The organism is Loigolactobacillus bifermentans DSM 20003, from assembly GCF_001434575.1.
Lineage (GTDB): Bacteria > Bacillota > Bacilli > Lactobacillales > Lactobacillaceae > Loigolactobacillus > Loigolactobacillus bifermentans.
Window position 1 is genome coordinate 37647 of record NZ_AZDA01000093.1, and the last position, 20625, is coordinate 58271.

The window sequence follows — 20625 nt, forward strand, 5'->3', positions numbered from 1 at the left end:
GAGAGATTATGGACGATGAGGCAGGTAAAATGAAACAGCAAAAACGATTAAAACATAGCCGTTACATCAATGGGCTAAACGGATTACGAGCCTTAGCGGTAATTGGCGTTATTTTGTATCATTTGATTCCCTTTACGGTACCTGGCGGTTATTTGGGCGTTGTGATCTTCTTAGTATTAACAGGGTATCTCATTACCGACCTGTTGATTCAAGAATGGGATCAAGAAGGTCACATTTATTTATTGGCTTTTTATAAGCGCCGGATTCGTCGGCTCTATCCAGCGTTGGTCACGATGCTGTTTGCAACAGCCAGTTACATTACGTTGTTTCAACGTCAGTTGTTGGCGCATCTCGGCGGCGTACTATCCAGTAATTTAATTTACATTTATAACTGGTGGTCGATTTTGCATGGCGAGTCTTATTTTGAACGGTTTGCGGATACCGCATCGCCGTTTACCCATTTGTGGACGCTTTCGATTGAAGGTCAATTTTATTTGATTTGGCCGTTTGTGATCATTGGGATGATCTTGTTGATCAAACCTCGGCGACGCATTAGTTGGTGGCTATTTGGTGGCGCCATTGTGTCGGCACTGTTAATGGCTATTTTGTTTGTGCCAGGGCATGACCCCAGCAGGGTCTACTATGGAACAGATACACGGGCAGCTGCTATTTTAATTGGGGCGAGCTTAGCAATTTTATGGCCGAGCACGAAACTGAAACAAAAAGTGGAACGGCAACAACGCATTGCACTCGACAGTGTGGGCGCGCTAATGGTTGTCCTGATGCTAGTGGGTTACCTCACCTTAAATGCGGAACATGCCTTTACTTATCGTGGCGGGATGTTCTTATATTCGTTAGTTGCGGCGTTATTGATTGCGGTGATCGTTCACCCAGGCTCTGATTGGAATCGCTGGTTAACGAATCCGCTGTTTGATTGGATCGGCAGCCGAAGCTACGGGATTTATTTGTATCAATTTCCAGTGATGATTTTTTATGAAAATCAAGTTAAAAACCTAGCGGCACATCCCGTATTACATGGTTGTGCGCAGATGGTGTTGATCTTACTGATCAGCGAATTATCCTACCGCTTGATCGAGCGACCGTTTAGTCACTTTGAATGGCAAGCTGGTCATGGGTTATGGCAAGATACGCGTCGTAGTCTGAAACAATTGGGACAATATCGCATCTATTTGGTGCCTGTTTGTGTGTTGATCGTCATTGGCACAGTTGGTGCGCTGAGCCATCCAACAACGCCTGATGCTAACAAGTCGCAATTGGCGCGTAAAATCAAGCAAAACGAACAGGCGAATGCTGCGAAAAAGCAGTCATTGGTAGCGGCAGCTAAAAAAGCCAATCGCCAAGCGGCTAAAGGAACATCAGAAAGTACCCAAAATACCAAGCAAAAACAGACGGTTAAGGTGCCAAAGCTTGATCCAAAGCTCAGTGCTGGTATTACCGATCAACAGTTGATCACAGCACAAAGCTTAAACGTGACCGCCATCGGAGATTCTGTTATGTTAGATGGTGGTGACGTCTTGCAACAACTTTTCCCTAAAATGGTCTTAGACGCAAAAGTAGGTCGTCAGGCAAATCAAAGTTTGGATATTCTTAAAACTTATGCAAAGCAAGATGCGCTGGGGCAAGTGGTTTTAATTGGTTTAGGCACTAACGGGCCATTTACCAATCAGCAGCTGGATGACATGATGAAGACGATTGGCAGTAAACGTCAAGTTTTTTGGGTGAACGTGCACGTGCCAACGCGAACTTGGCAAAATAGTGTGAACCAATCCTTGGTTGCCGCCCAAAAACGCTGGCATAACTTAAAAGTATTGGATTGGAACCAAGCTTGTAGCGGTCATGCCGACTGGTTTTACAGCGATCAGGTTCATCCGAACCAGGACGGTAAATTATATTATGCCAACTTTATTGGCAAACAGATGTTAGAACAAATCAACCATTAAGACTGGTTTAAGTTAATCATGTTAATTTATAAAGTGAGGTGAGATCATGACAAATATGGTACGGGTACTTTTAGTAGAAGATGACACAGCATTATCTGAAAGCGTCAAAGCATTTATTCAAGATTTTGTAGCCGTTGATCAAGTATATGATGGTGAAGAAGGCCAATTTAAAGCGGAACAAGGCATTTACGATTTGATTATTTTAGACTTAATGCTACCGCTTAAAAATGGTTATGATGTTTTAAAGTCGTTGCGTAATAAACACATTGAAACACCGGTGTTGATCCTAACCGCCAAAGATGGCATCGATGATAAGGTGCACGGTTTTACCATTGGTGCAGATGATTATCTGACGAAACCTTTCCATCGTGAAGAATTGGTATTGCGAATCAAGGCTTTGCTGAAGCGCAGTGGACATTTCTATGAGGAAAACCAATTGAAGGCGGGGTCAATTAGTGTGAACTTACAAAATCGCAGTGTGCAAGTTGCAGATGAACCCGTGCAATTAAACGGAAAAGAGTTTGATTTACTGACCTACTTATTGGAAAACCAAAATACCATTATTACGAAGGAACAAATTTTTGATCGCTTATGGGGCTTTGATTCAGAAACCAGTATGACCGTGGTTGAAGTGTATATGAGTAATCTACGGAAAAAATTGAAACCCCAGCAGGCTGATCAAATGATTCGGACTTTGCGGAACGTTGGCTATATGTTGGAAGTGACAGCGTGAAAAAGATTGAATTAAAGCAACAGGCTCATTTTTTCATCATGGAAATCGTGAGCTTTGCGGTGATTTTTATCACATTAGGCGTAATCGTTAACTTTGCCTTTCAAACGGTGCTTTATCAAAATGTGGATCAAAGCTTGATGCAGCAAAAAAGAATGTTGTTATCCAACCAACATCAAAGTCAGCTGAAAGGCAAAGCGCAGATCCAGACCAAAAATAAGCAGAAAAATAAAAAAAGTAAATTACCGCCAGATTTTCGAACCAGTATTTTGATTTTTAATAAAAAAGGTCAGATTGATAATGCTGCGATGTTAGGTGATCATTACGATTTATTGGTCTCAGTGAAGCTGAATCAAAAACAGCGCAATAAAATTACGACGATCTCGTTGGCCAATGGCAGTAATTTTAGGTCGTTGTTGATCAAAATGCCAAGTCACGGTGTTAATCCACTGTATCGCGGCCGTTACGTGCAGATCATGGAAAATATTGATTCCACCGAGCAGGCCCTCCAAAGCTTCCGTCGAATTTTGATCATGACGATGATTTTCTTTTGGATTTTATCATTGATCCTCAGTTACTTATTATCATGGTTCAATATGCAACCGTTATTGAAGGCTTGGCAAAAGCAACAAGAGTTCGTCGCCAATGCAGCACATGAATTGCGAACACCGTTAACGGTGATCCAAAGTAAGCTGGAATTTTTGTTGACCAAACCCAACGAAAAGATTATTGACCAAACGGAGCCAATTGCACTGTCACTTTCTGAAACACGGCGCTTAAGTTCGTTGACGCGGGACCTATTGGTACTGGCACGTTCTGATTCAAATATGACACAAATTCAGCGTGAAGCAACGGCGATCCGGCCATTTCTGGAGGAAGTCATTGCACCTTATTCTGAGATTGCCGCCAGTCAGGAAAAGGATTTTGAATCGGACATTCAATTGGACCGGACACTATGGCTGGATCAAAAACAAATTCATCAATTAATTGTTATTTTATTAGACAATGCTTTAAAATATAAACCTGCGCATGAGTCAATTCGGTTTGTGGCGCGGCAAAATAATAACCATTGGCAATTGATCGTTGCTGATACAGGTCGCGGCATTGCACCTGAGAACCGTGAACACATTTTTGAACGTTTTTATCGTGAAGATAAAGCCCATAGTCGTGCAATCGGTGGTAACGGTTTGGGCTTGGCGATTGCCAAACGGATTATTGATAACCACCAAGGCACCATTAAAGTGGCTGCGAATCAACCGCAAGGTACACAGTTTATTGTGACGTTCCCAATGCTGCATAATGAGCCGCATCAGGCTTAGTTTAAAGAAGACACTTATCTAGATTAATTTGGCTTTGATCTAGTGAGTGTTTTTCTTTGAGTTGTCACAAAATGATTGCGGGGATTCTGAAAAATGTCTACAATAGGATAGTAATTTATAGAAATGGATGAACGTCAATATGGAATTAGAATTTTTAGGTACGGGGGCTGGTTCACCAGCAAAGTTTCGAAATGTTACCAGTGTTGCATTAAAATTGCTGGATGAGAATAATGCAATCTGGCTATTTGATGTGGGGGAAGGTACGCAGCAACAAATATTACGGACTTCCATTCGACCACGTAAAGTAGATAAGATTTTTATTACGCATTTACACGGTGATCATATTTTTGGGTTACCTGGTTTTTTAAGCAGCCGCTCTTTTCAAGGCGGCGAAGCGCCTTTAACTATTTATGGGCCAAAAGGGATTCGTGATTACGTGCGCACAAGTCTTAAAATTTCCGATTCAAAATTAACTTATGCTTTGCATTTTGTTGAAATCACCGAGCCAGGTGTTTTATTTTCAGACCAGAATTTTACGGTGAGTTGCCAAACCTTAGATCATCGGATCACTAGCTTTGGCTATCGCATTGTTGAAAAAGACCATGTCGGTGAATTACAAGTTGAACAATTACAAGCATTAGGCGTGCGGCCTGGCCCAATCTATGGTCAGTTAAAGGCTGGTAAAGTGCTGACATTGCCAGACGGCCAAACGCTAAAGGGAACTGACTTTATTGGCCCTGCACAAAAGGGGCGGATCGTAGCCATTTTAGGTGATACGCGGACAACACCGAACAGCCAACTGTTAGCACAGGATGCAGATGTGCTCGTGCATGAAAGTACCTTTGCTGGTAATGAAGGTAAGATGGCCCACAATTACTATCATTCAACCAGTGTGCAAGCTGCCAATTTGGCTAAAAGGGCTCATGTGCAGCAGTTGTTACTCACACATATTTCCGCACGTTATGTTGGCAAAATGGCGCTTAATCTGCAAAACGAAGCGCGTGCCATTTTTCCTAAAACGCGCGTCATGAAAGATTTTGACCAGGTTAAGGTACCTTTGAGAAAGTAGGGATATTGTGACCTTTCAGTTAGAGCGGCGGGTTGTTGTGATCACAGGTGCAACTGGCGGTTTAGGGCAAGCTTTAGTCGCAGCCTTTTTAAAAACAGGGGCAGTGGTTGTGGCGTTAGGCCGTGACCAGGTCAAACTGGCGCACTTGGCTGATGTCAGTCAATATCGGTTGTATTACGCACAATTAGACTTTAGCGACGCGTCAGCGATTCAGCAAACGTTAAAACGAATTGAAAGACGTTTAGGGCCGATTGCCGTTTTTGTGAATAATGCCGGTATCGGTTATTTCGACACAGCATTATCGTTAACGGCAGCACAGCAGCAGGCTATGATTCAGTTAAATGAAGCCAGCTTAATGACATTCTGCCAGCAAGTGGGTCGGTTAATGGTGCCGCGGCAAGCAGGGATGATTGTCAATGTGGCCTCACAGGCAGGTAAAATTGCGACGCCAAAAGCCAGTGTGTATGCTGCAAGTAAAGCGGCCGTCATTGCATATAGCAATGCGCTTCGACTGGAGCTAGCATCAGCGCATATTCACATTTTAACGGTTAATCCTGGTCCAATTGCCACCCCATTTTTAACGCAAGCTGATCCAACCGGACATTATGCCCAAGCAGTGGCGAAGTTTGCTTTAACCCCGACCCAATTGGCCAATGAAATCGTACATGCTGTGGTGACACAGCAACGCGAATTAAATCGACCGCGGTTCATGAACTTGGCGGCACTGGGTTATCAGTTAGCGCCGCGTTTGGCGGATTGGTTAGCGCAGCAACCGGTGTTTAATCGGAAATAAAAGGGAGGATTTGGGATGAAAAATCCATGGCGTTTGATTTTATTCTTATTATTAGCGCTACTAGTGGCTATTTTCGCTGTGTTAAACGTTGCGAAGGTCACGGTTCACTTTGGTTTTATGACGGCACAATGGCCATTGATCGTGATTATTTTAGGTGCGTTATTGATTGGTGCGATTTTAACCGCCTTATTGGCGACAACCACACAGTTAAGTTTACGACGTCAGTTGAAAAAGCAAACGCAAGATCAACAGGCACAACAAGTTCGTGAAGTTGAACAGGCTGTAACTGCTTATAAAAAACAGTTAGCTGGAAAAGACCAGCAGATTAAGCAATTACAAGGCCAACTCACACAGCTGAAACAAAAACAACACTAGTTTTTGGAGGTTGTTTTTAGTATGAGATGAGGAAGTGACAGGATGGGTGAAAAGCAATATCAGTGGCAGTATGCTGCGGCACCGGATACAGCAACTGTGCAACAGGTGATGCAAGATAATCAAATGCCAGCACCTTTAGCCCAGTTGCTCGTCCAACGCGGGTATACGTCATCTGAACAAATTCAACATGTTTTAAAACCGGATCTGGCGCAGTTACATGATCCATTTTTATTTCAAGATATGCAACGGGCCGTTGAACGGATCCAGCAAGCGATTATGGCGAATGAAAAAATCACGGTCTATGGTGATTATGATGCTGATGGTGTGACCAGTACCAGTTTAATGCAGGAGGCACTGGCTTCTTTAGGGGCAGACGTTGCGATTTACTTGCCCAATCGGTTTAAGGATGGCTATGGACCAAATCTGGCAGCGTATGAAAAAATTGCGGCAGATGGGACCAAATTACTGATCACTGTCGACAATGGTGTTTCTGGAAAGGCTGAAATTGCTGCGATTCAAAAGCTAGGAGTTGATGTGATCGTCACAGATCACCATGAGCTACCGCCTAAACTACCGGATGCTTACGCGATTATTCACCCGCGTTTACCGGGGACAACTTATCCATTTAATGGTTTATCTGGTGTCGGTGTTGCCTTTAAAGTGGCGACAGCTTTGCTAGATGAGGTGCCAGTTGAAATGTTGGACCTGGTTGCCATTGGAACGGTTTGTGATCTCGTCCCCTTAACTGATGAAAACCGTGTGCTGGTATCGAATGGCCTCAAACAGTTACAACAGTCAACACGTCCTGGGATCATGGCACTATGTGAGGTAGCCGGTATTGACCAACAAAAAATTGATGAGCAGTCGATTGGCTTTGGTATCGGACCACGGCTCAACGCATTAGGGCGCCTAGGAGATGCCCAAGATGGTGTTGCTTTGTTGACGACTTTTGATCCGGATAAGGCCCAGCAATTGGCGACTTTTGTGCAAAGTCAAAACCAAAAGCGCCAAGCTTTGGTCAAAGAAATTGCAGCCGAGGCCTTAAAAATGGCGCAAACACCTGAAAATCAACAGCGGCAAACACTGGTCCTTGCACATCAAGATTGGCACGAAGGGGTGTTAGGCATTGTTGCCAGTCAAGTGGTTGGGGCAACACATAAGCCAACTTTAATTTTAAATATTGCGTCAGATGGTACTGCTAAAGGCTCAGGTCGTAGTGTTGAAGCGTTTCATTTATTCAACGCTTTAGATCAGCAGCGTGAACACTTATTAAGCTTTGGTGGTCATCACATGGCAGTAGGATTAACCGTTGCAGTTGACCAACTACCAGCGTTACAAGCAGGCTTGGAAGCAGCTGCGGTTGATCAGCAATTAGCAGCACATACCACAGAAGCATTAATGATTGACTTGAAATTGGCGGTTAATCAAGTGACGCCCGACTTACTGGCAGCTTGGCAGCAACTAGCACCGTTTGGTGTCGATAACCCCCAGCCGTTGGTGGCGGTGACACCTGAAAAAATTGACCATGTCCAAACCATGGGGGCAGATCAGCAGCATTTAAAATGTCAACTTCATGACGGTCAGTCCCAACTCACTGTGATTGGATTTCAGCAGGGACAGCGCGCTGCAGATTTAAAACAAGCAGACCAAGCAACTTTTGTTGGAAGTTTAGGGACCAATGAATGGCAAGGCCGAACAACGTTACAATTGATGCTCAAGGATTTTGATGTGGCTGGCCAGATCATTATCGATCAGCGCACCTCTCATTTGACTAAAAAGCTGTTTCATTATCAGGGGACTTATGTGTTCTTTCACGCCAGTTATCAAACAGCATTACGGCCTTATTTACCGGCCCAACAGCCAAGTTTGTTGGCAGCAACAACTGAGCAAATTACGGCAGATACTCTGATTTTAGTCGATTTACCGCATGATCTGACTGAGTTACAACATTTAATGGCTATTGGTGGGGCTGATTGCCAACGAATCGTGACGTTATTTTATACCAAGCGGCCTGTTTATTTAGAAGGATTACCACAAAAGCAGGATTTTCAGCGGTTATTTAAATTTGTATGGTCGCATCACGATGTGGACGTGCGGCACCAAAGTACTGTGTTGGCAAAGTATTTACAGATCAAAGAAAACTTGCTGATTTTTATGATTCAAGTGTTTTTTGAACTGGGATTTGTTAAAATAGAAAACGGTGTGTTGAATCGTGTTGACAATCCGGCAAAACAAGACTTGACTCAAGCGCCGGTTTATCAAAAACGAACGGCACAAATGGCTGCTGAATCAACATTGATCTACAGCAACTATCAAGAACTAAAAGGCTGGTTTGCCCAGCAATGACCTTTGTGTTAAGGAGCGAAAAAAATGTCAGTTAATTTACGCGATTATATCGCGAGTGTTCCAGACTTTCCTGAAAAAGGGGTTACTTTTCGGGATATTTCACCATTAATGGCCGACGGTGTCGCATACGCACAAGCAACTGATGAAATTGCTGCATATGCTAAAAAGCTAGGTGTTGAAATGATTGTTGGCCCAGAAGCCCGTGGTTTTATCGTTGGCTGTCCAGTTGCTTATAAAATGGGCATTGGTTTTGCGCCGGCGCGTAAAAAAGGGAAGTTACCACGGCCAACTGTTTCTGCCAGTTACGGTTTAGAATACGGCCAGTCAACACTTTACTTACATCAAGATGCCATTAAACCTGGCCAACGAGTTTTGGTCACTGATGATCTACTTGCAACTGGTGGCACCATTGCGGCAACCATTGAATTGGTTGAAGCGTTAGGCGGTATTGTGGTGGGAACGGCATTTTTAATTGAATTAAAAGATTTAAAAGGGCGCGACAAAATCAAAAATTATGATATGTTGGCCTTAATGGATTTCTAAAGACGTCAAAAAAGAGCGTTCAACATCAGATGGGTACCGTCTGGTGTTGAACGCTCTTTTTATTGGGGACGCCGATATTGACGTTGGTGTTGGTCAATGCCTGCTAAGTAATAGCGTTGGGGGTTGATAAACGTTTGAAATTTCAGTGCTGAGCCATCGGTTGGCAATGATGTCGTAAACAGTTTTTCATAGGTTGGAATGGTAACTTCTGTGCGTTGTGCAAGGACTTGGTCCAAGTTACCTAAGGCAGCCTTGAAGTCAGGTTGTAAGTGGCCACTGTAAAATTCACTAACTGCTCCTGAACCATAGCTAAATAGTCCGATTCGGTCACCTGCTTTTAAAGTCGTGGCTTGCTCCAATAGGGACAGCAGACTTAAGTAAAGTGATCCGGTATAAAGATTGCCCACTTGCCGGCTATAATGTCGTGATGCCTCAAAGTTGTCCAATAAGCGTTTTTGAGTGGTGTCATCAGTCGTTGGTAAAACAGCACGTAAGGCTTTTAAGCCCATTTTGGTATAGGGTAAATGAAAGGCTAATGCAGCAAAATCAGCTAGGTGCAATTGCTTTTGTTGGCAGTAGCGCTGAAAAACATCTTGGAAAAAATCAATGTACATGTGACCTGAATAGTGGCCGTCAACCATCGCCTCCGTGGCATAGTTTGGCCGCCAAAAGTCCATAATATTTTCGGTGAAAACAGTGCTGTCAGGATCAAAGGCAATAATGTGCGGATTTGCACTGATCACCATTGCAACTGCACCGCCACCTTGTGTGGGCTCACCAGCGGTGTGTAAGCCGTAACGGGCAATATCACTTGCAGTGATCAGCACTTTACGGGTGGGATGCAAGGCGATGTAGCCCATGGCAAATTGAATGGCGGCGGTAGCTGAATAACAAGCTTGTTTGACTTCAAAGGCACGAATCGTATTCGGTAATTGCAGCAAGTCTTGTAAATAAACCGCACCGGATTTTGATTGATCAATGCCGGATTCGCTGGCAAAAATAACTGTGTCAATTTCGGAACGTAACGCCGGTGTTAATAGGGGCGCAGCTGCATTCGCGGCTAAAGTGACACTGTCTTGGCTAGGTGGGATCACCGCCATTTTTGATTGACCAATGCCAATTAAATATTTGTTCGGATCTTCACCGCGCGCTTGCGCTAATTTTGCCATGTCTAAAAAATAATCACTGGTAGCAAAGTGAATCTGATCAAGTCCAATTTTCATAATGACACTCCAGTTCTATGGGTTGCTTTAAAGTGTTTTTGATTTTTGATGGTTGCCAAGAATAGGTAAATCGTGAACAACAACAAAATAGTAGGGAACACGAACCAATTTGGTAAGAAAATAAACCATAAACAACTGCCAATTCCTAAAATGTTTGCCAGCATTAACGCTGGAATGCGTAATGCTTTAAAATACGATAAGACGTGACACAAAACGCCAAACCAGCAAAGCCAATGTAACCAGCCGATTCCATGTGTCCGAAAAGTTGTAAAGCTTGTGGCGCCAACTAAATGTTGTAAGCTTGGCATTAACAAACTGATCCCAGCTAACAAATTAATTAAAATCAAACAAAAGATAAGAAAACAATCAAATAAACCAGGAAACTTCAATGTTGAAAACTTCATAAGCAGGCAAGCTCCTTAACAGATAAATGCATTCATGACTAGTATAACAAAAAACAATGCGGTTTCACTTTAAATGACAGGTAAGTGTGTCACTTGCTCGGCAGTTAGACACCAGCGTTGTAACGGACCACCCACTGTTGGCACCGATTGCGTCCGGGACTGGTTGACGATCGTTGTGGTTAACTGGTGTGTTAAGAGCGCGGCCGCAGGTGGTTGGGCCGCCCTACCAGCTGGTGACAACTGCTGGCCTTGGCCAATATAAGTGGTCTCGTAACGGGTTGACGCGCCGGTGATTGTTTGCCAGCCGTGATCGTAACGGCTGAGGTAAGCTTGCTGTCCGATAAAGCCGCCTAATAGAAATTGATTATCCGCTAGTGGTGTTTGGGCCACTAAATCGACTAACCCAGCTTGCATTTGCGGGAGTGTTTTTAAGCGCTTTTGATAGGCTAACCAAACGGTTAATTCACGAAAAGTTGCAGCATGACCATGCCAATTAAGCTGATATTGGCCGCTGGTGGCAAGTAACAAGTGTGATTTGGCTAAGTAAAAAATTTTTTGAGCGTGATCTGTTACCAAATGGGTTTCACCTTGTCGATAAGTGGTGAGACGCGAATCGCTCTGCATTAAAAGCCGATCGTAAAAAAGTGCTGCAACAACCAGAGTCACGTCATAACCTCTTCTCATTTTAAATGTTGTAACCCTATTATACCGAATTTGAAAAGTGACGACCAACAATTAATCGATTGATTCAATGAACTTTATGGAATTTACGATTCAATTGTTCGGCTTTTTAGGGTATGCTGATTAAGAATAAATAAGGGGATGATGGTATGCCAGTAATTCAACAGGTGACAAGCACGGTGAAAGCAGCACGTTTAACCCATCCATTTACAACAGCCAAACATACTGTTACTGAAATGGATAGCATTTATGTAACGATTCAATTGGAGAACGGGTTGATCGGACATGGTGCTGCAACGCCAAATGAAGTGGTAACGGGTGATACATTAGCGACGACACAGACTGTGATCGAACACGTCATTGCGCCAAAAATTCAGGGGCTCGATTTAGCAGATTGGCAGCAATTATTACAACAAGTTAAAACAGCGATTGAGCATAATACGCCGGCGAAGGCTGCTATTGAAATTGCATTGTACGATTTACTAAGCCAGTGGTTCAAGGTGCCACTGGTGACGTTATTAGGTGCACAGCCGCAACCTGTGATCACAGATTATACCATTAGCATTGGGTCGACAACGGAAATGATCGCAGCGGCCCAGGATAAAGTTGCTGCGGGCTTTACTGCGTTAAAAATCAAACTGGGGACGAGTCCTTTATCTGAAGACTTACACCGCGTTCAGCAAATCTCAACGGCTGTTGGCCCACAAGTTCGTTTACGGTTAGATGCAAATCAAGCCTGGACCACTAAGGAAGCACTAGTAGCTGTCGCACAATTGACGCAACTCGGCTTACCAATTGATTTTATTGAACAGCCGGTTAAGGCCGGTAACTTAGTCGGTTTAAAGCAGGTGACACAAGCGTCATTGTTGCCGATTATGGCTGATGAAAGTGTTCATTCGTATGCGGATGCTTTGAAACTAGTGACAACGCATTGTTGTGATTATATTAATATTAAGTTAATGAAATCCGGCGGTCTAAGTGAAGCTGAAAAAATCGATCAGCTGTGTGCGGCGAATGGTGTGGGCTGCATGTTAGGGTGCATGATCGAATCGCAAGTAAGTTTAGCAGCAGCCGTCGCTTTTGTTGCCAGTCATCCGAATGTGAAATTTGCTGATTTAGATGCTGTCTATATGACAGATGAGCAACTAAAGCAACCATACTTTGAGCTGCATCAAAATAAAATTTACTTAAATCAGCAAACAGGATTGTAATCGATTACAGCCTTGGCCGCATAAAAGATTGACGCTGACACTTGGTCAAGGTAAAATAATAAAATGAGTAATTATTCATTTTAATTTCATCATTTTATCATGATTGAACGGGGGACTCCGGGTGAAAAAAGAGATTGATACCGCATTTTTTGGTCAGCCACGTGGTTTGGCCACGCTGTTTTTTACTGAAATGTGGGAACGATTAAGTTATTATGGCATGCGTGCTATTTTACTGTTTTATATGTATTATGCTGTTGCCAAAGGCGGTTTAGGGTTTGATCAAGCAACCGCCGCGTCTATTATGTCGATTTATGGATCGATGGTTTATATGGCCGGTGTGGTTGGTGGTTGGCTTAGTGATCGTGTTTGGGGTAGTCGGTTAACGGTATTTATTGGTGGTGTATTGATCATGTGCGGCCACATTGCGTTAGCTTTACCATTTGGATCAACCATGCTTTTTATTTCAATTGCATTAATTGTGATGGGAACTGGGTTATTAAAGCCGAATGTTTCTGAAATGGTCGGTGGCTTGTATTCTGAAGACGATCGTCGGCGCGATGCTGGCTTTAGCATGTTTATTTTTGGGGTGCAAGTTGGTGCCGCTGTGGCGCCAATTGCCGTACCAATGATTGCCAGCGCTTTTGGTCACAATGGTAATATGAACTTTCACGCGGGCTTTTCACTAGCGGCGATTGGGATGTTCTTTGGGTTACTTCAGTATGCACTGGACGGCAAAAAGTATTTGCATAAAGAATCCTTGCACCCACAAGATCCGATTGCACCGCAAGACGTGCGCAAAGTCACCATGGGGGTTGTTGGCGTTATTGCAGTGTTGGCCATTATTTTAATCGGCATGGGTGTAACAGGCAATTTAAACGTCACTAACATTATTTTGTTGATCACTGTGATTGCGATTTGTCTGCCAGTGATTTACTTTGTCATGATGTTAACGAGTCGGAAAGTCACCAAAGTCGAACGACGGCATGTGGTGGCCTATATTCCATTATTTTTAGCAGCGGTGATTTTTTGGGCGATTGAAGAATCTGGCTCAGTGATTTTAGCGCTATTTGCACAAGAACGGACAATTTTACACGTTGGCGGCTGGCATTTCCAGGCTTCTAACTTTCAAACGTTGAACCCGTTATTTATGATGATTTTTACACCGTTTTTTGTTCGATTGTGGAGCAAATGGAAAAATCAACCGTCGGAAGCATCAAAATTTTCAGCAGGTCTGTTGTTTGCTGGTGTGTCTTACCTTTGGATGACACTGCCAGGTTTGTTACATGGGACGACGGCTGGGCGAGTCAGTCCGTTTTGGTTAGTGGGTTCCTGGTTTTTCGTTGAAATTGGTGAAATGCTGATCTCACCAATTGGTTTGTCCATTACCACAAAATTATCACCGAAAGCCTTTAAAGGGCAGATGATGAGCATGTGGTTTTTAGCTAATTCTGCTGGTCAGGCGATTAACTCTCAAATTGTGAAATACTATTCAGCCAATACTGAAATTGTTTATTTCGCTATTGTTGGGGTGGTCAGTGTCGCCATTGGCCTGTTATTATTCTGTTTTGTAAAGCCGATTAATCGGTTGACGCAAGCTAGTGCATAAACTGATATAACTATATAAAATTAAGAAATCGTGTATCGAGTTGAGAACACTCTGATATACGATTTTTTTATGGATATTATAAATCTTTAATGTAGCAAAAATACTTTAATCGTGTAAAATAATATTGTGAGGAGGTGAACGTGTTTGATAAAAACTCATAAAATTAAAATGTATCCTAATGATGCTATGCGTAAAGTCTTAAATAGCTTATTTGATTATCGTCGCTATTGCTATAATTTGGCACTTGAAGTCTGGAATGACATGTATGATGAATCACTGTTAATGAATGATAAAGCGTTACGGCCTAATGAATGTAAAGTTCGGAATGAACTGGTTTTTAATAAAATGGATTGGCAATATTACTTATCGGCAAGAGTCTTACAATTTGCAGTGAGTGATTTAGCACAAGCATGGCAAAACTTTTTTGATCCGAAGATGAAGCGACATAATAGACCAAAATTTAAATCAAGTAAAAAATCCCAGCATATTTTTAAAACGGACCGTGCAAAATTAATTTGTGGAAAACTTCGATTAGATAAACCACACCAGTATAGAGAAGATTGGTGTGATATTAGATTAGCGGAGCAAGTTCGATGGGAGGGTAAACTGAAACTGGCAATCATAGCTAAAGAGGCGGATGGTTACTATGTTTCGCTTGCAATAAAGGTCGTTGACCAGCCCTTACGGGAGAAAACAAAGCAAGTGACAGGTGTTGACGTAAATATTGGTAAGTTCAATTATAAAACGAAAAATGGCTATCGTGTTTTGAAAACATTATCGCCTCAATTAGTAGGATTGTATAGACGTGTGGCTAATTATCAGCGTATTTTAGCGCGTAAGCGACAAGTTAATAAAAAAATTTTGATTCCAAGCAATATCGTAAAACGAGAGCCAAGTTGAAAAGATGCTATCAAAAAATAACTAGAATACAGATGGATATACTTTATAAGTTTATAGCGCAGTTAGTAACAGTTAATGATGTGATTGCAATAGAAGATCTAAATAATACATGTATGAAAATGAATCGGCACATGTCCAAAAGCTTACATCGTGCAATGTTTGGCAAATTTAAAAAAATAATGCAATATAAGTGTGAATGGTGTGGTGTGAAATTAGTATTGGTTGATCGCTTTTACCCAAGTACACAGCGTTGTTCCTGTTGCGGTAATATAAAAAAAGGCACAGATAAAATTGGATTATCAGGTAATGCTAAACATCATACAAAACATCATGAATATCATTGCTATAAGTGTGGTGTAAAACTGAACCGTGATGAAAATGCAGTTGAAAATCTGATTCAGTATATATAATAAATAAGTTAATGATATAAGGTGTGGCTCACGCCATAAAAACTTAAGAGTTGGTCCATGCTATTATGAAATGTTTCGTAATGGGGATACTAATGAAGACGAAGTTGACTAAATAATATTGATTAATCAAATAAATTAACTATTTGAGATTCAGAATGATATTTTTCAATAATTTAGAGAGCAGAGTACAGGATTTGAAGCATAAAATCATTAACAATTCAGTAGTTATCCATAAAAAAAGTAGAAACACAGTTAAACAAATCGTTTAACAATATTTCTACTTCTCAGGCATTCTATAAAGGTTCCAAAGGAGAGTACAAGATTCGAACTTGCGCGCCGGTATAAGCCGGTTCGCCGGATTTCGAGTCCGGTGCATTACCACTCTGCCAACTCTCCAGAACATATTATATTTTAACAAACTTTTGTAAACTTGCAAGTTATTTATTGAAATGCCATCATAAATATTAATGAAAAAATTCACAATTAAAGATTGCTAATTTTAAATTAAATGGTATATTATTAAAGGTTATTTAATTGAACCGTAAACATGAACATTGTGGTTGTGGGGTGATTTATATGGCGCAATGGATTTATGTTGTTTTTTACGAGAACAAAGATACAGCAGAATTTGAAGTGATTAAGGCTTTTAAATCTGAGCAGCGTGCCATTGATTTTGTGAAATTATTGATGTATGCGCCATTTGAGAGACATTCATTAGAAAAGGGATTTTACACTTATCGACCGATTCCAATGACTTAAAAATAGGATCAAAATCTTAATCTTAAGATTTTGATCCTATTTGTTTACATATGATTCCGATAAAGACCAACCACACGGCCTAAAATCGTCACAGTGTCTAAAATAATGGGTTCAAAGGTATCATTTTCAGGTTGTAACCGAATATGGTCTGTTTCTTTAAAGAAACGTTTGCAGGTTGCTTCGTCTTCAGCAGTCATGGCAATGACAATATCGCCATTATCAGCGGTACTTTGTTTCCGAACAAAGACTTGATCGCCATCTAAGATGCCAGCGTTGATCATACTTTCACCGCGGATCGTCAGCATGAAGATGTCTCGATCGCTGTCGTTTAAGTCCGGTGGAATCGGGAAAAAGTCTGTTGCATCTTCTACAGCCAAAATAGGGATGCCAGCTGTCACCGTGCCTAAAACAGGAATCTTGGTAGGCTGAACGCCTAGCTCAGTTAAGCCAGCTTGGGTTAATTCAATTGCACGGGGCTTGGTTGGATCCTTTTGGAGAAAGCCTTTCTTCTCCAAACGTGCCAAATGGCCGTGAACCGTGGACGTTGATGAAAGATTCACCGCGGCGCCAATTTCGCGTACTGTTGGCGGGTATCCTTTTTCGCTAACACGTTCATGAATAAACCGCAAGACTTCGAGTTGTTTTGTTTCATGGGTTTTTGTCATTGGTGCCACCTCAGTTTTTATGATTACTTTGAGTTTAGCATATCAAAACAGATATTTCAAACAAATGTTCGTGTCTAAAAAGTTGATTATCCGCATTTTTTTGGTATTATTATGAGGAATCTGAAAAAAGAATTTTAATGAATAGAGGAATGTCGATTGGCAATTACAAAACGCTTAAAACGAATTAACGAATTAGCAGCTAAATCCCGTGAAGAAGGCTTAACACCTGCTGAAAAGGCTGAACAAAAGCAACTTCGCGCGGATTACATTGAAAGCTTTAAAGCAAATTTTCGGCAACAACTTGAAACCACGCAATTGTTCAATAAAAAAGGACAAGAGATCACACCTCAAAAAGTTCAAAAAATTCAACGTGAACGCGGTTGGCGCGATGATTAGTTTCAAAATCGGACTTTGCTTTTTAGGCGGACTTGTGTAGAATATTGAATGAGTCATAGGGAAGGAGCGCGTGATTTTGGGAACATTAATTCTCATTCTGGTCATTGGGATTGCGATTGGTGCAGTTGCAGGTTTTTTCGCGGCACGTCAATACATGAAACGTTATTTAGCCGATAACCCACCAATTTCTGAAGATATGATGCGTCAAATGATGATGCAAATGGGGCAAAAACCTTCACAAAAGAAATTGCACCAAATGATGGTATCAATGAAAGCTCAGGCCAAAAAGAATAAGTAATAAAAAAACTACCTTGTTCGGGTAGTTTTTTTGTGCTGACGTGAGCGTTATTGATTTTTCTTAGGTGTTGGTGTGTATTTAAAATTTGGATCAATGGCATGGTCCAATTGATCAAAAGCGGTTTGCATTTGCTGGTCAACGTGTGCGATACCAGCTTTATCCGTTTTTTGTTTACGATCCACCATAATTGGATCGCCAAAACTAATCGTGATCCGTTTACGCCGTAATAGACCTTTAAACGTTAAAGGGCCCTGATAAACAGCAGGAATCAGCGGCACGCCACTTAAACGTGCGATGACCATCGCGCCACCTTTCAGTTCTTCGGAATGACGCGTTCCTGAAGGAAACATGATCAGTGATAGCTGACCTTTTCTTAAAATTTTAACGGGTTTTTTAATGGCTGATGGGCCGGGATTCTTTCGATCGACAGGAAAAGCATTGGCATGCCGTAAAATAAATCGTAAAACAGGATTTTTAAACAATTCTTCCTTAGCCATAAAGGAAAATTGTCGGGGACTGGCTGCCAAAGCAAAGAAAATAGGATCAAACCATGTGCGATGTGGGCCGACTAAAATATAAGGACCATCAGGTAATTTATCGCGGTTGAGATAATGGGTATTGCCGTTAATGAGCAAAATTAAAACACGGACAATCCCTCTTAAAACTGAATAGAACAAGCGTGTAGCTCCTTTCACACCAATTGCGCTTATTATAGCAGAAAAAGCGATGGCAAAAAACTAGATTATTCCCAAGTGAAATGCCGTATAATATTCGCTAGAACATTTAGAAAGGGTTCTGTGTATGTTACAACCTGGAGAACGAATCGATCAACTGTATAGCCAAGGCGTTCAAATTATTCAAAGCAAGGAAGTTTTTTCCTTTTCATTAGATGCTGTTTTATTAGCCGACTTTGCGCAACCAAAGCGTTATAGTAAAATTGTTGATTTATGTGCGGGTAACGGTGCGGTTGGTCTTTTCCTAAGTCAAAAAACAGAGGGATCGATCACTGCTGTCGAGATCCAAGCACGGTTAGCAGATATGGCACGTCGTTCAGTTCGCCTGAATCAGCTTACCGATCAAATGACAGTTTTAGAGCAAGATCTTGCAACAATCACTGAAAAAATTGCCAAAGATAGTGTGGAAATCGTCACTTGTAATCCACCCTATTTTCCGCTAAGCGCGTTAAGTAAAAAAAATCCCAATCCTTATTTAGCGATTGCTCGGCATGAAATTAAAACCAATTTAGCCACTATTTTACAAGTCACCAGTGATTTATTAAAAATGAATGGCAAAGCTTATTTCGTTTACCGACCTGATCGTTTGTCAGAATTGATTCAGATTGCCGCTGAAAAAAGGTTAGCGGTTAAGCGTGTGCGACTTGTGTATCCGAAAGTGGATCGCGAAGCTAATATGATTTTAGTGGAACTGATCAAGGATGGTAAATTACGCGGTCAGCGTTTCTTACCACCTTTAGTGGTCTACGATCAGCACAATCACTACTTACCAGAAGTGCAGCGACTTTTGTTTGGAGATGGGCAATCACATGACTGAACAGGCCTATTATTTTTATGTATTATTATGCGCAGATGGGACGTTGTATGGTGGATTTACCACCCATGTGGCACAACGAGTTGCGACACACAATGCCGGCAAAGGGGCTAAATATACGCGGGTGCCAAGTCGGCGTCCGGTGAAATTATTGTATTATGAAACCTTCTCAACGAAATCAGAAGCATTAAAAGCGGAATATCACTTTAAACATCAGCCACGACAAGCAAAAATCGATTTTTTACGAAAACAAAATATTTTTTTCTGAAAAAATGATGAATAAGGCTTTACCATTCTTGTTGTTATGCCTATAATGTTTAATGTTCAGAGAAGGGAGAATTATTAATTATGAAGTTTATCGCTTATGGCGTTCGTAAGGACGAAGAGGGCTATGCAAACGCATGGTCTCAAGAACACGGTGTTGAGGTAAAATTAGTTTCCGAATTATTAAACAAGGAAACGGTTAAGTTAGCAAAAGGCTTCGATGCCATTATTGCTTACCAACAATTACCTTATGAAGATGAAATCTTCACAGCAATGAAGGAATACGGCATCAAAGATTTATCAATCCGTAACGTTGGGGTTGACAATATTCCTGCAGACGTTGCAAAAGCAAATGGTGTTCGTGTTACGAACGTACCAAGCTACTCACCAAGTGCCATTGCTGAATTAGCAATCTCTGGTTTAATGCAATTATTACGTCGCATGCCAGAATTCAACGAAAAGTTGGCAAAAGGCGATTTCCGTTGGGAACCAGATATTGCTAAAGAATTGCACACCATGACTGTCGGTGTTGTTGGGACAGGTCGTATTGGCCGCGCCGGCATCAACATCTATAAAGGTTTTGGCGCTAAGGTCCTTGGCTACGATGTATTCCATAACCCTGAATTAGAAAAAGAAGGCATGTACGTTGACACAACAGACGAATTATTCGCCAAAGCTGATGTCATCACATTACATGCTCCAGCAACTAAAGAAAACTACCATATGATCAACAAAGACTCCATCGCTAAGATGAAGGATGGCGTTTATATTATCAATACAGCTCGCGGTGACTTGTTAAACGCAGAAGATTTATTAGCTGCTGTTAAGTCAGGCAAAGTTGCTGGTGCTGTCCTTGATGTTTATGAAAACGAAGTTGGTATCTTCAACAGTGACTTCACTGGTAAAGAAATTCCGGATGCCACTTTGAAAGCATTAATGGAACAAAAGAACATCATTTTGACACCTCACGTTGCGTTCTATACTGAAACAGCCGTTAAGAACATGGTTGACGTTTCATTTGACAGCGCTGCTGACATGGTTTCAAAAGGTGAAAGCAAAAACGAAGTTAAACTTTAATTTTGATTTTAAGGGGATCAGCGCAAGCTGGTTCTCTTTTTTTTTTT

21 protein-coding genes, 1 tRNA gene and 1 pseudogene are annotated in these 20625 nt (G+C 41.7%); 17 read left to right on the top strand and 6 right to left on the bottom strand.

The window, feature by feature from the left end; translation table 11 throughout:
* The first annotated feature begins 29 nt into the window (after positions 1-29).
* The 8 genes from FC07_RS10875 to FC07_RS10910 all read left to right on the top strand — a co-directional run bounded on the left by FC07_RS10875 (position 30) and on the right by FC07_RS10910 (position 9136).
* Positions 30-1961: an acyltransferase family protein gene (locus tag FC07_RS10875; RefSeq protein WP_057905135.1), complete on the top strand. Its 1932-nt coding sequence runs from the start codon at positions 30-32 to the stop codon at positions 1959-1961.
* A 46-nt stretch (positions 1962-2007) separates the two neighbouring features.
* Complete coding sequence (locus FC07_RS10880; protein ID WP_057905136.1) at positions 2008-2694, top strand: response regulator transcription factor; 687 nt, start codon at positions 2008-2010, stop codon at positions 2692-2694.
* Positions 2691-4010: a sensor histidine kinase gene (locus FC07_RS10885; protein ID WP_057905137.1), complete on the top strand. Its 1320-nt coding sequence runs from the start codon at positions 2691-2693 to the stop codon at positions 4008-4010. The genes FC07_RS10880 and FC07_RS10885 overlap by 4 nt, the downstream gene beginning before the upstream one ends.
* A gap of 139 nt (positions 4011-4149) precedes the next feature.
* Positions 4150-5079, top strand: coding sequence for a ribonuclease Z (gene rnz / locus FC07_RS10890; protein ID WP_057905138.1), 930 nt, complete (start codon positions 4150-4152; stop codon positions 5077-5079).
* Positions 5080-5086: 7 nt separating this feature from the next.
* A complete protein-coding gene (locus tag FC07_RS10895; protein WP_057905139.1) occupies positions 5087-5872 on the top strand; it encodes an SDR family NAD(P)-dependent oxidoreductase in 786 nt (261 codons plus the stop codon).
* Between the two features lie 15 nt (positions 5873-5887).
* On the top strand, positions 5888-6247 hold the full coding sequence (locus FC07_RS10900) for a LapA family protein (RefSeq protein ID WP_083483294.1): 360 nt from the start codon (positions 5888-5890) through the stop codon (positions 6245-6247).
* A 42-nt stretch (positions 6248-6289) separates the two neighbouring features.
* Positions 6290-8593, top strand: a complete 2304-nt coding sequence (gene recJ / locus FC07_RS10905; RefSeq protein ID WP_057905140.1) for a single-stranded-DNA-specific exonuclease RecJ — start codon at positions 6290-6292, stop codon at positions 8591-8593.
* Positions 8594-8617: 24 nt separating this feature from the next.
* Positions 8618-9136: an adenine phosphoribosyltransferase gene (locus tag FC07_RS10910; protein ID WP_057905141.1), complete on the top strand. Its 519-nt coding sequence runs from the start codon at positions 8618-8620 to the stop codon at positions 9134-9136.
* A gap of 59 nt (positions 9137-9195) precedes the next feature.
* On the opposite strand, the gene FC07_RS10915 is transcribed toward FC07_RS10910, so the two are convergent.
* The 3 genes from FC07_RS10915 to FC07_RS10925 form a co-directional block, all read right to left on the bottom strand.
* Positions 9196-10359, bottom strand: coding sequence for a hydroxymethylglutaryl-CoA synthase (locus tag FC07_RS10915; RefSeq protein WP_057905142.1), 1164 nt, complete (start codon positions 10357-10359; stop codon positions 9196-9198).
* Positions 10356-10763 carry a hypothetical protein gene (locus FC07_RS10920; protein WP_057905143.1) on the bottom strand — a complete coding sequence of 136 codons (408 nt, stop codon included), beginning with the start codon at positions 10761-10763 and terminating at the stop codon, positions 10356-10358. Before FC07_RS10920 ends, FC07_RS10915 begins: the two co-directional genes overlap by 4 nt.
* A gap of 69 nt (positions 10764-10832) precedes the next feature.
* On the bottom strand, positions 10833-11429 hold the full coding sequence (locus FC07_RS10925; RefSeq protein ID WP_057905144.1) for a hypothetical protein: 597 nt from the start codon (positions 11427-11429) through the stop codon (positions 10833-10835).
* 164 nt (positions 11430-11593) lie between these two features.
* Here FC07_RS10925 and FC07_RS10930 point away from each other — a divergent pair, with 164 nt between their 5' ends.
* The 3 genes and pseudogenes from FC07_RS10930 (at position 11594) to FC07_RS10940 (ending at position 15571) form a co-directional block, all read left to right on the top strand.
* Positions 11594-12655, top strand: a complete 1062-nt coding sequence (locus FC07_RS10930; protein WP_057905145.1) for a dipeptide epimerase — start codon at positions 11594-11596, stop codon at positions 12653-12655.
* 121 nt (positions 12656-12776) lie between these two features.
* The gene (locus tag FC07_RS10935) at positions 12777-14261 is read left to right on the top strand and encodes a peptide MFS transporter (protein ID WP_057905146.1); all 1485 of its coding nucleotides are present in this window, start codon (positions 12777-12779) and stop codon (positions 14259-14261) included.
* Between the two features lie 144 nt (positions 14262-14405).
* Positions 14406-15571 (top strand): annotated as a pseudogene (locus FC07_RS10940) (RNA-guided endonuclease InsQ/TnpB family protein).
* 308 nt (positions 15572-15879) lie between these two features.
* Here the strand turns inward: FC07_RS10940 and FC07_RS10945 are convergent.
* Positions 15880-15967, bottom strand: a tRNA-Ser gene (locus tag FC07_RS10945).
* A 180-nt stretch (positions 15968-16147) separates the two neighbouring features.
* Here FC07_RS10945 and FC07_RS10950 point away from each other — a divergent pair.
* A complete protein-coding gene (locus FC07_RS10950) occupies positions 16148-16330 on the top strand; it encodes a hypothetical protein (RefSeq protein ID WP_057905290.1) in 183 nt (60 codons plus the stop codon).
* 44 nt (positions 16331-16374) lie between these two features.
* Here the strand turns inward: FC07_RS10950 and lexA are convergent, their stop codons facing one another.
* The gene (gene lexA / locus FC07_RS10955; RefSeq protein ID WP_057905147.1) at positions 16375-16995 is read right to left on the bottom strand and encodes a transcriptional repressor LexA; all 621 of its coding nucleotides are present in this window, start codon (positions 16993-16995) and stop codon (positions 16375-16377) included.
* A gap of 156 nt (positions 16996-17151) precedes the next feature.
* Here lexA and FC07_RS10960 point away from each other — a divergent pair, with 156 nt between their 5' ends.
* Positions 17152-17391, top strand: coding sequence for a DUF896 domain-containing protein (locus FC07_RS10960; protein ID WP_057905148.1), 240 nt, complete (start codon positions 17152-17154; stop codon positions 17389-17391).
* Between the two features lie 76 nt (positions 17392-17467).
* Positions 17468-17689 (top strand): YneF family protein, encoded by a 222-nt coding sequence (locus FC07_RS10965; protein ID WP_057905149.1) that lies wholly within the window; start codon positions 17468-17470, stop codon positions 17687-17689.
* Between the two features lie 47 nt (positions 17690-17736).
* Here FC07_RS10965 and FC07_RS10970 read toward each other — a convergent pair whose 3' ends face one another.
* Positions 17737-18366: a lysophospholipid acyltransferase family protein gene (locus FC07_RS10970; protein WP_057905150.1), complete on the bottom strand. Its 630-nt coding sequence runs from the start codon at positions 18364-18366 to the stop codon at positions 17737-17739.
* A 124-nt stretch (positions 18367-18490) separates the two neighbouring features.
* Here FC07_RS10970 and FC07_RS10975 point away from each other — a divergent pair, with 124 nt between their 5' ends.
* The 3 genes from FC07_RS10975 (at position 18491) to FC07_RS10985 (ending at position 20578) form a co-directional block, all read left to right on the top strand.
* Complete coding sequence (locus tag FC07_RS10975) at positions 18491-19240, top strand: tRNA1(Val) (adenine(37)-N6)-methyltransferase (protein WP_057905151.1); 750 nt, start codon at positions 18491-18493, stop codon at positions 19238-19240.
* A complete protein-coding gene (locus FC07_RS10980; RefSeq protein ID WP_057905152.1) occupies positions 19233-19505 on the top strand; it encodes a GIY-YIG nuclease family protein in 273 nt (90 codons plus the stop codon). Before FC07_RS10975 ends, FC07_RS10980 begins: the two co-directional genes overlap by 8 nt.
* An 80-nt stretch (positions 19506-19585) precedes the next feature.
* Positions 19586-20578, top strand: a complete 993-nt coding sequence (locus tag FC07_RS10985) for a D-2-hydroxyacid dehydrogenase (protein WP_057905153.1) — start codon at positions 19586-19588, stop codon at positions 20576-20578.
* The last annotated feature ends 47 nt before the right edge of the window (positions 20579-20625 follow it).

Bases quoted from the DNA above. Each gene is read 5' to 3' on its own strand.
- FC07_RS10930 (WP_057905145.1), top strand. From the start codon at position 11,594: ATGCCAGTAATTCAACAGGTGACAAGCACGGTGAAAGCAGCACGTTTA.
- recJ (WP_057905140.1), top strand. From the start codon at position 6,290: ATGGGTGAAAAGCAATATCAGTGGCAGTATGCTGCGGCACCGGATACA.
- FC07_RS10920 (WP_057905143.1), bottom strand. From the start codon at position 10,763: ATGAAGTTTTCAACATTGAAGTTTCCTGGTTTATTTGATTGTTTTCTT.
- FC07_RS10880 (WP_057905136.1), top strand. From the start codon at position 2,008: ATGACAAATATGGTACGGGTACTTTTAGTAGAAGATGACACAGCATTA.
- FC07_RS10915 (WP_057905142.1), bottom strand. From the start codon at position 10,359: ATGAAAATTGGACTTGATCAGATTCACTTTGCTACCAGTGATTATTTT.
- lexA (WP_057905147.1), bottom strand. From the start codon at position 16,995: ATGACAAAAACCCATGAAACAAAACAACTCGAAGTCTTGCGGTTTATT.
- FC07_RS10900 (WP_083483294.1), top strand. From the start codon at position 5,888: ATGAAAAATCCATGGCGTTTGATTTTATTCTTATTATTAGCGCTACTA.
- FC07_RS10910 (WP_057905141.1), top strand. From the start codon at position 8,618: ATGTCAGTTAATTTACGCGATTATATCGCGAGTGTTCCAGACTTTCCT.
- FC07_RS10980 (WP_057905152.1), top strand. From the start codon at position 19,233: ATGACTGAACAGGCCTATTATTTTTATGTATTATTATGCGCAGATGGG.
- FC07_RS10985 (WP_057905153.1), top strand. From the start codon at position 19,586: ATGAAGTTTATCGCTTATGGCGTTCGTAAGGACGAAGAGGGCTATGCA.
- FC07_RS10875 (WP_057905135.1), top strand. From the start codon at position 30: ATGAAACAGCAAAAACGATTAAAACATAGCCGTTACATCAATGGGCTA.
- rnz (WP_057905138.1), top strand. From the start codon at position 4,150: ATGGAATTAGAATTTTTAGGTACGGGGGCTGGTTCACCAGCAAAGTTT.
- FC07_RS10950 (WP_057905290.1), top strand. From the start codon at position 16,148: ATGGCGCAATGGATTTATGTTGTTTTTTACGAGAACAAAGATACAGCA.
- FC07_RS10975 (WP_057905151.1), top strand. From the start codon at position 18,491: ATGTTACAACCTGGAGAACGAATCGATCAACTGTATAGCCAAGGCGTT.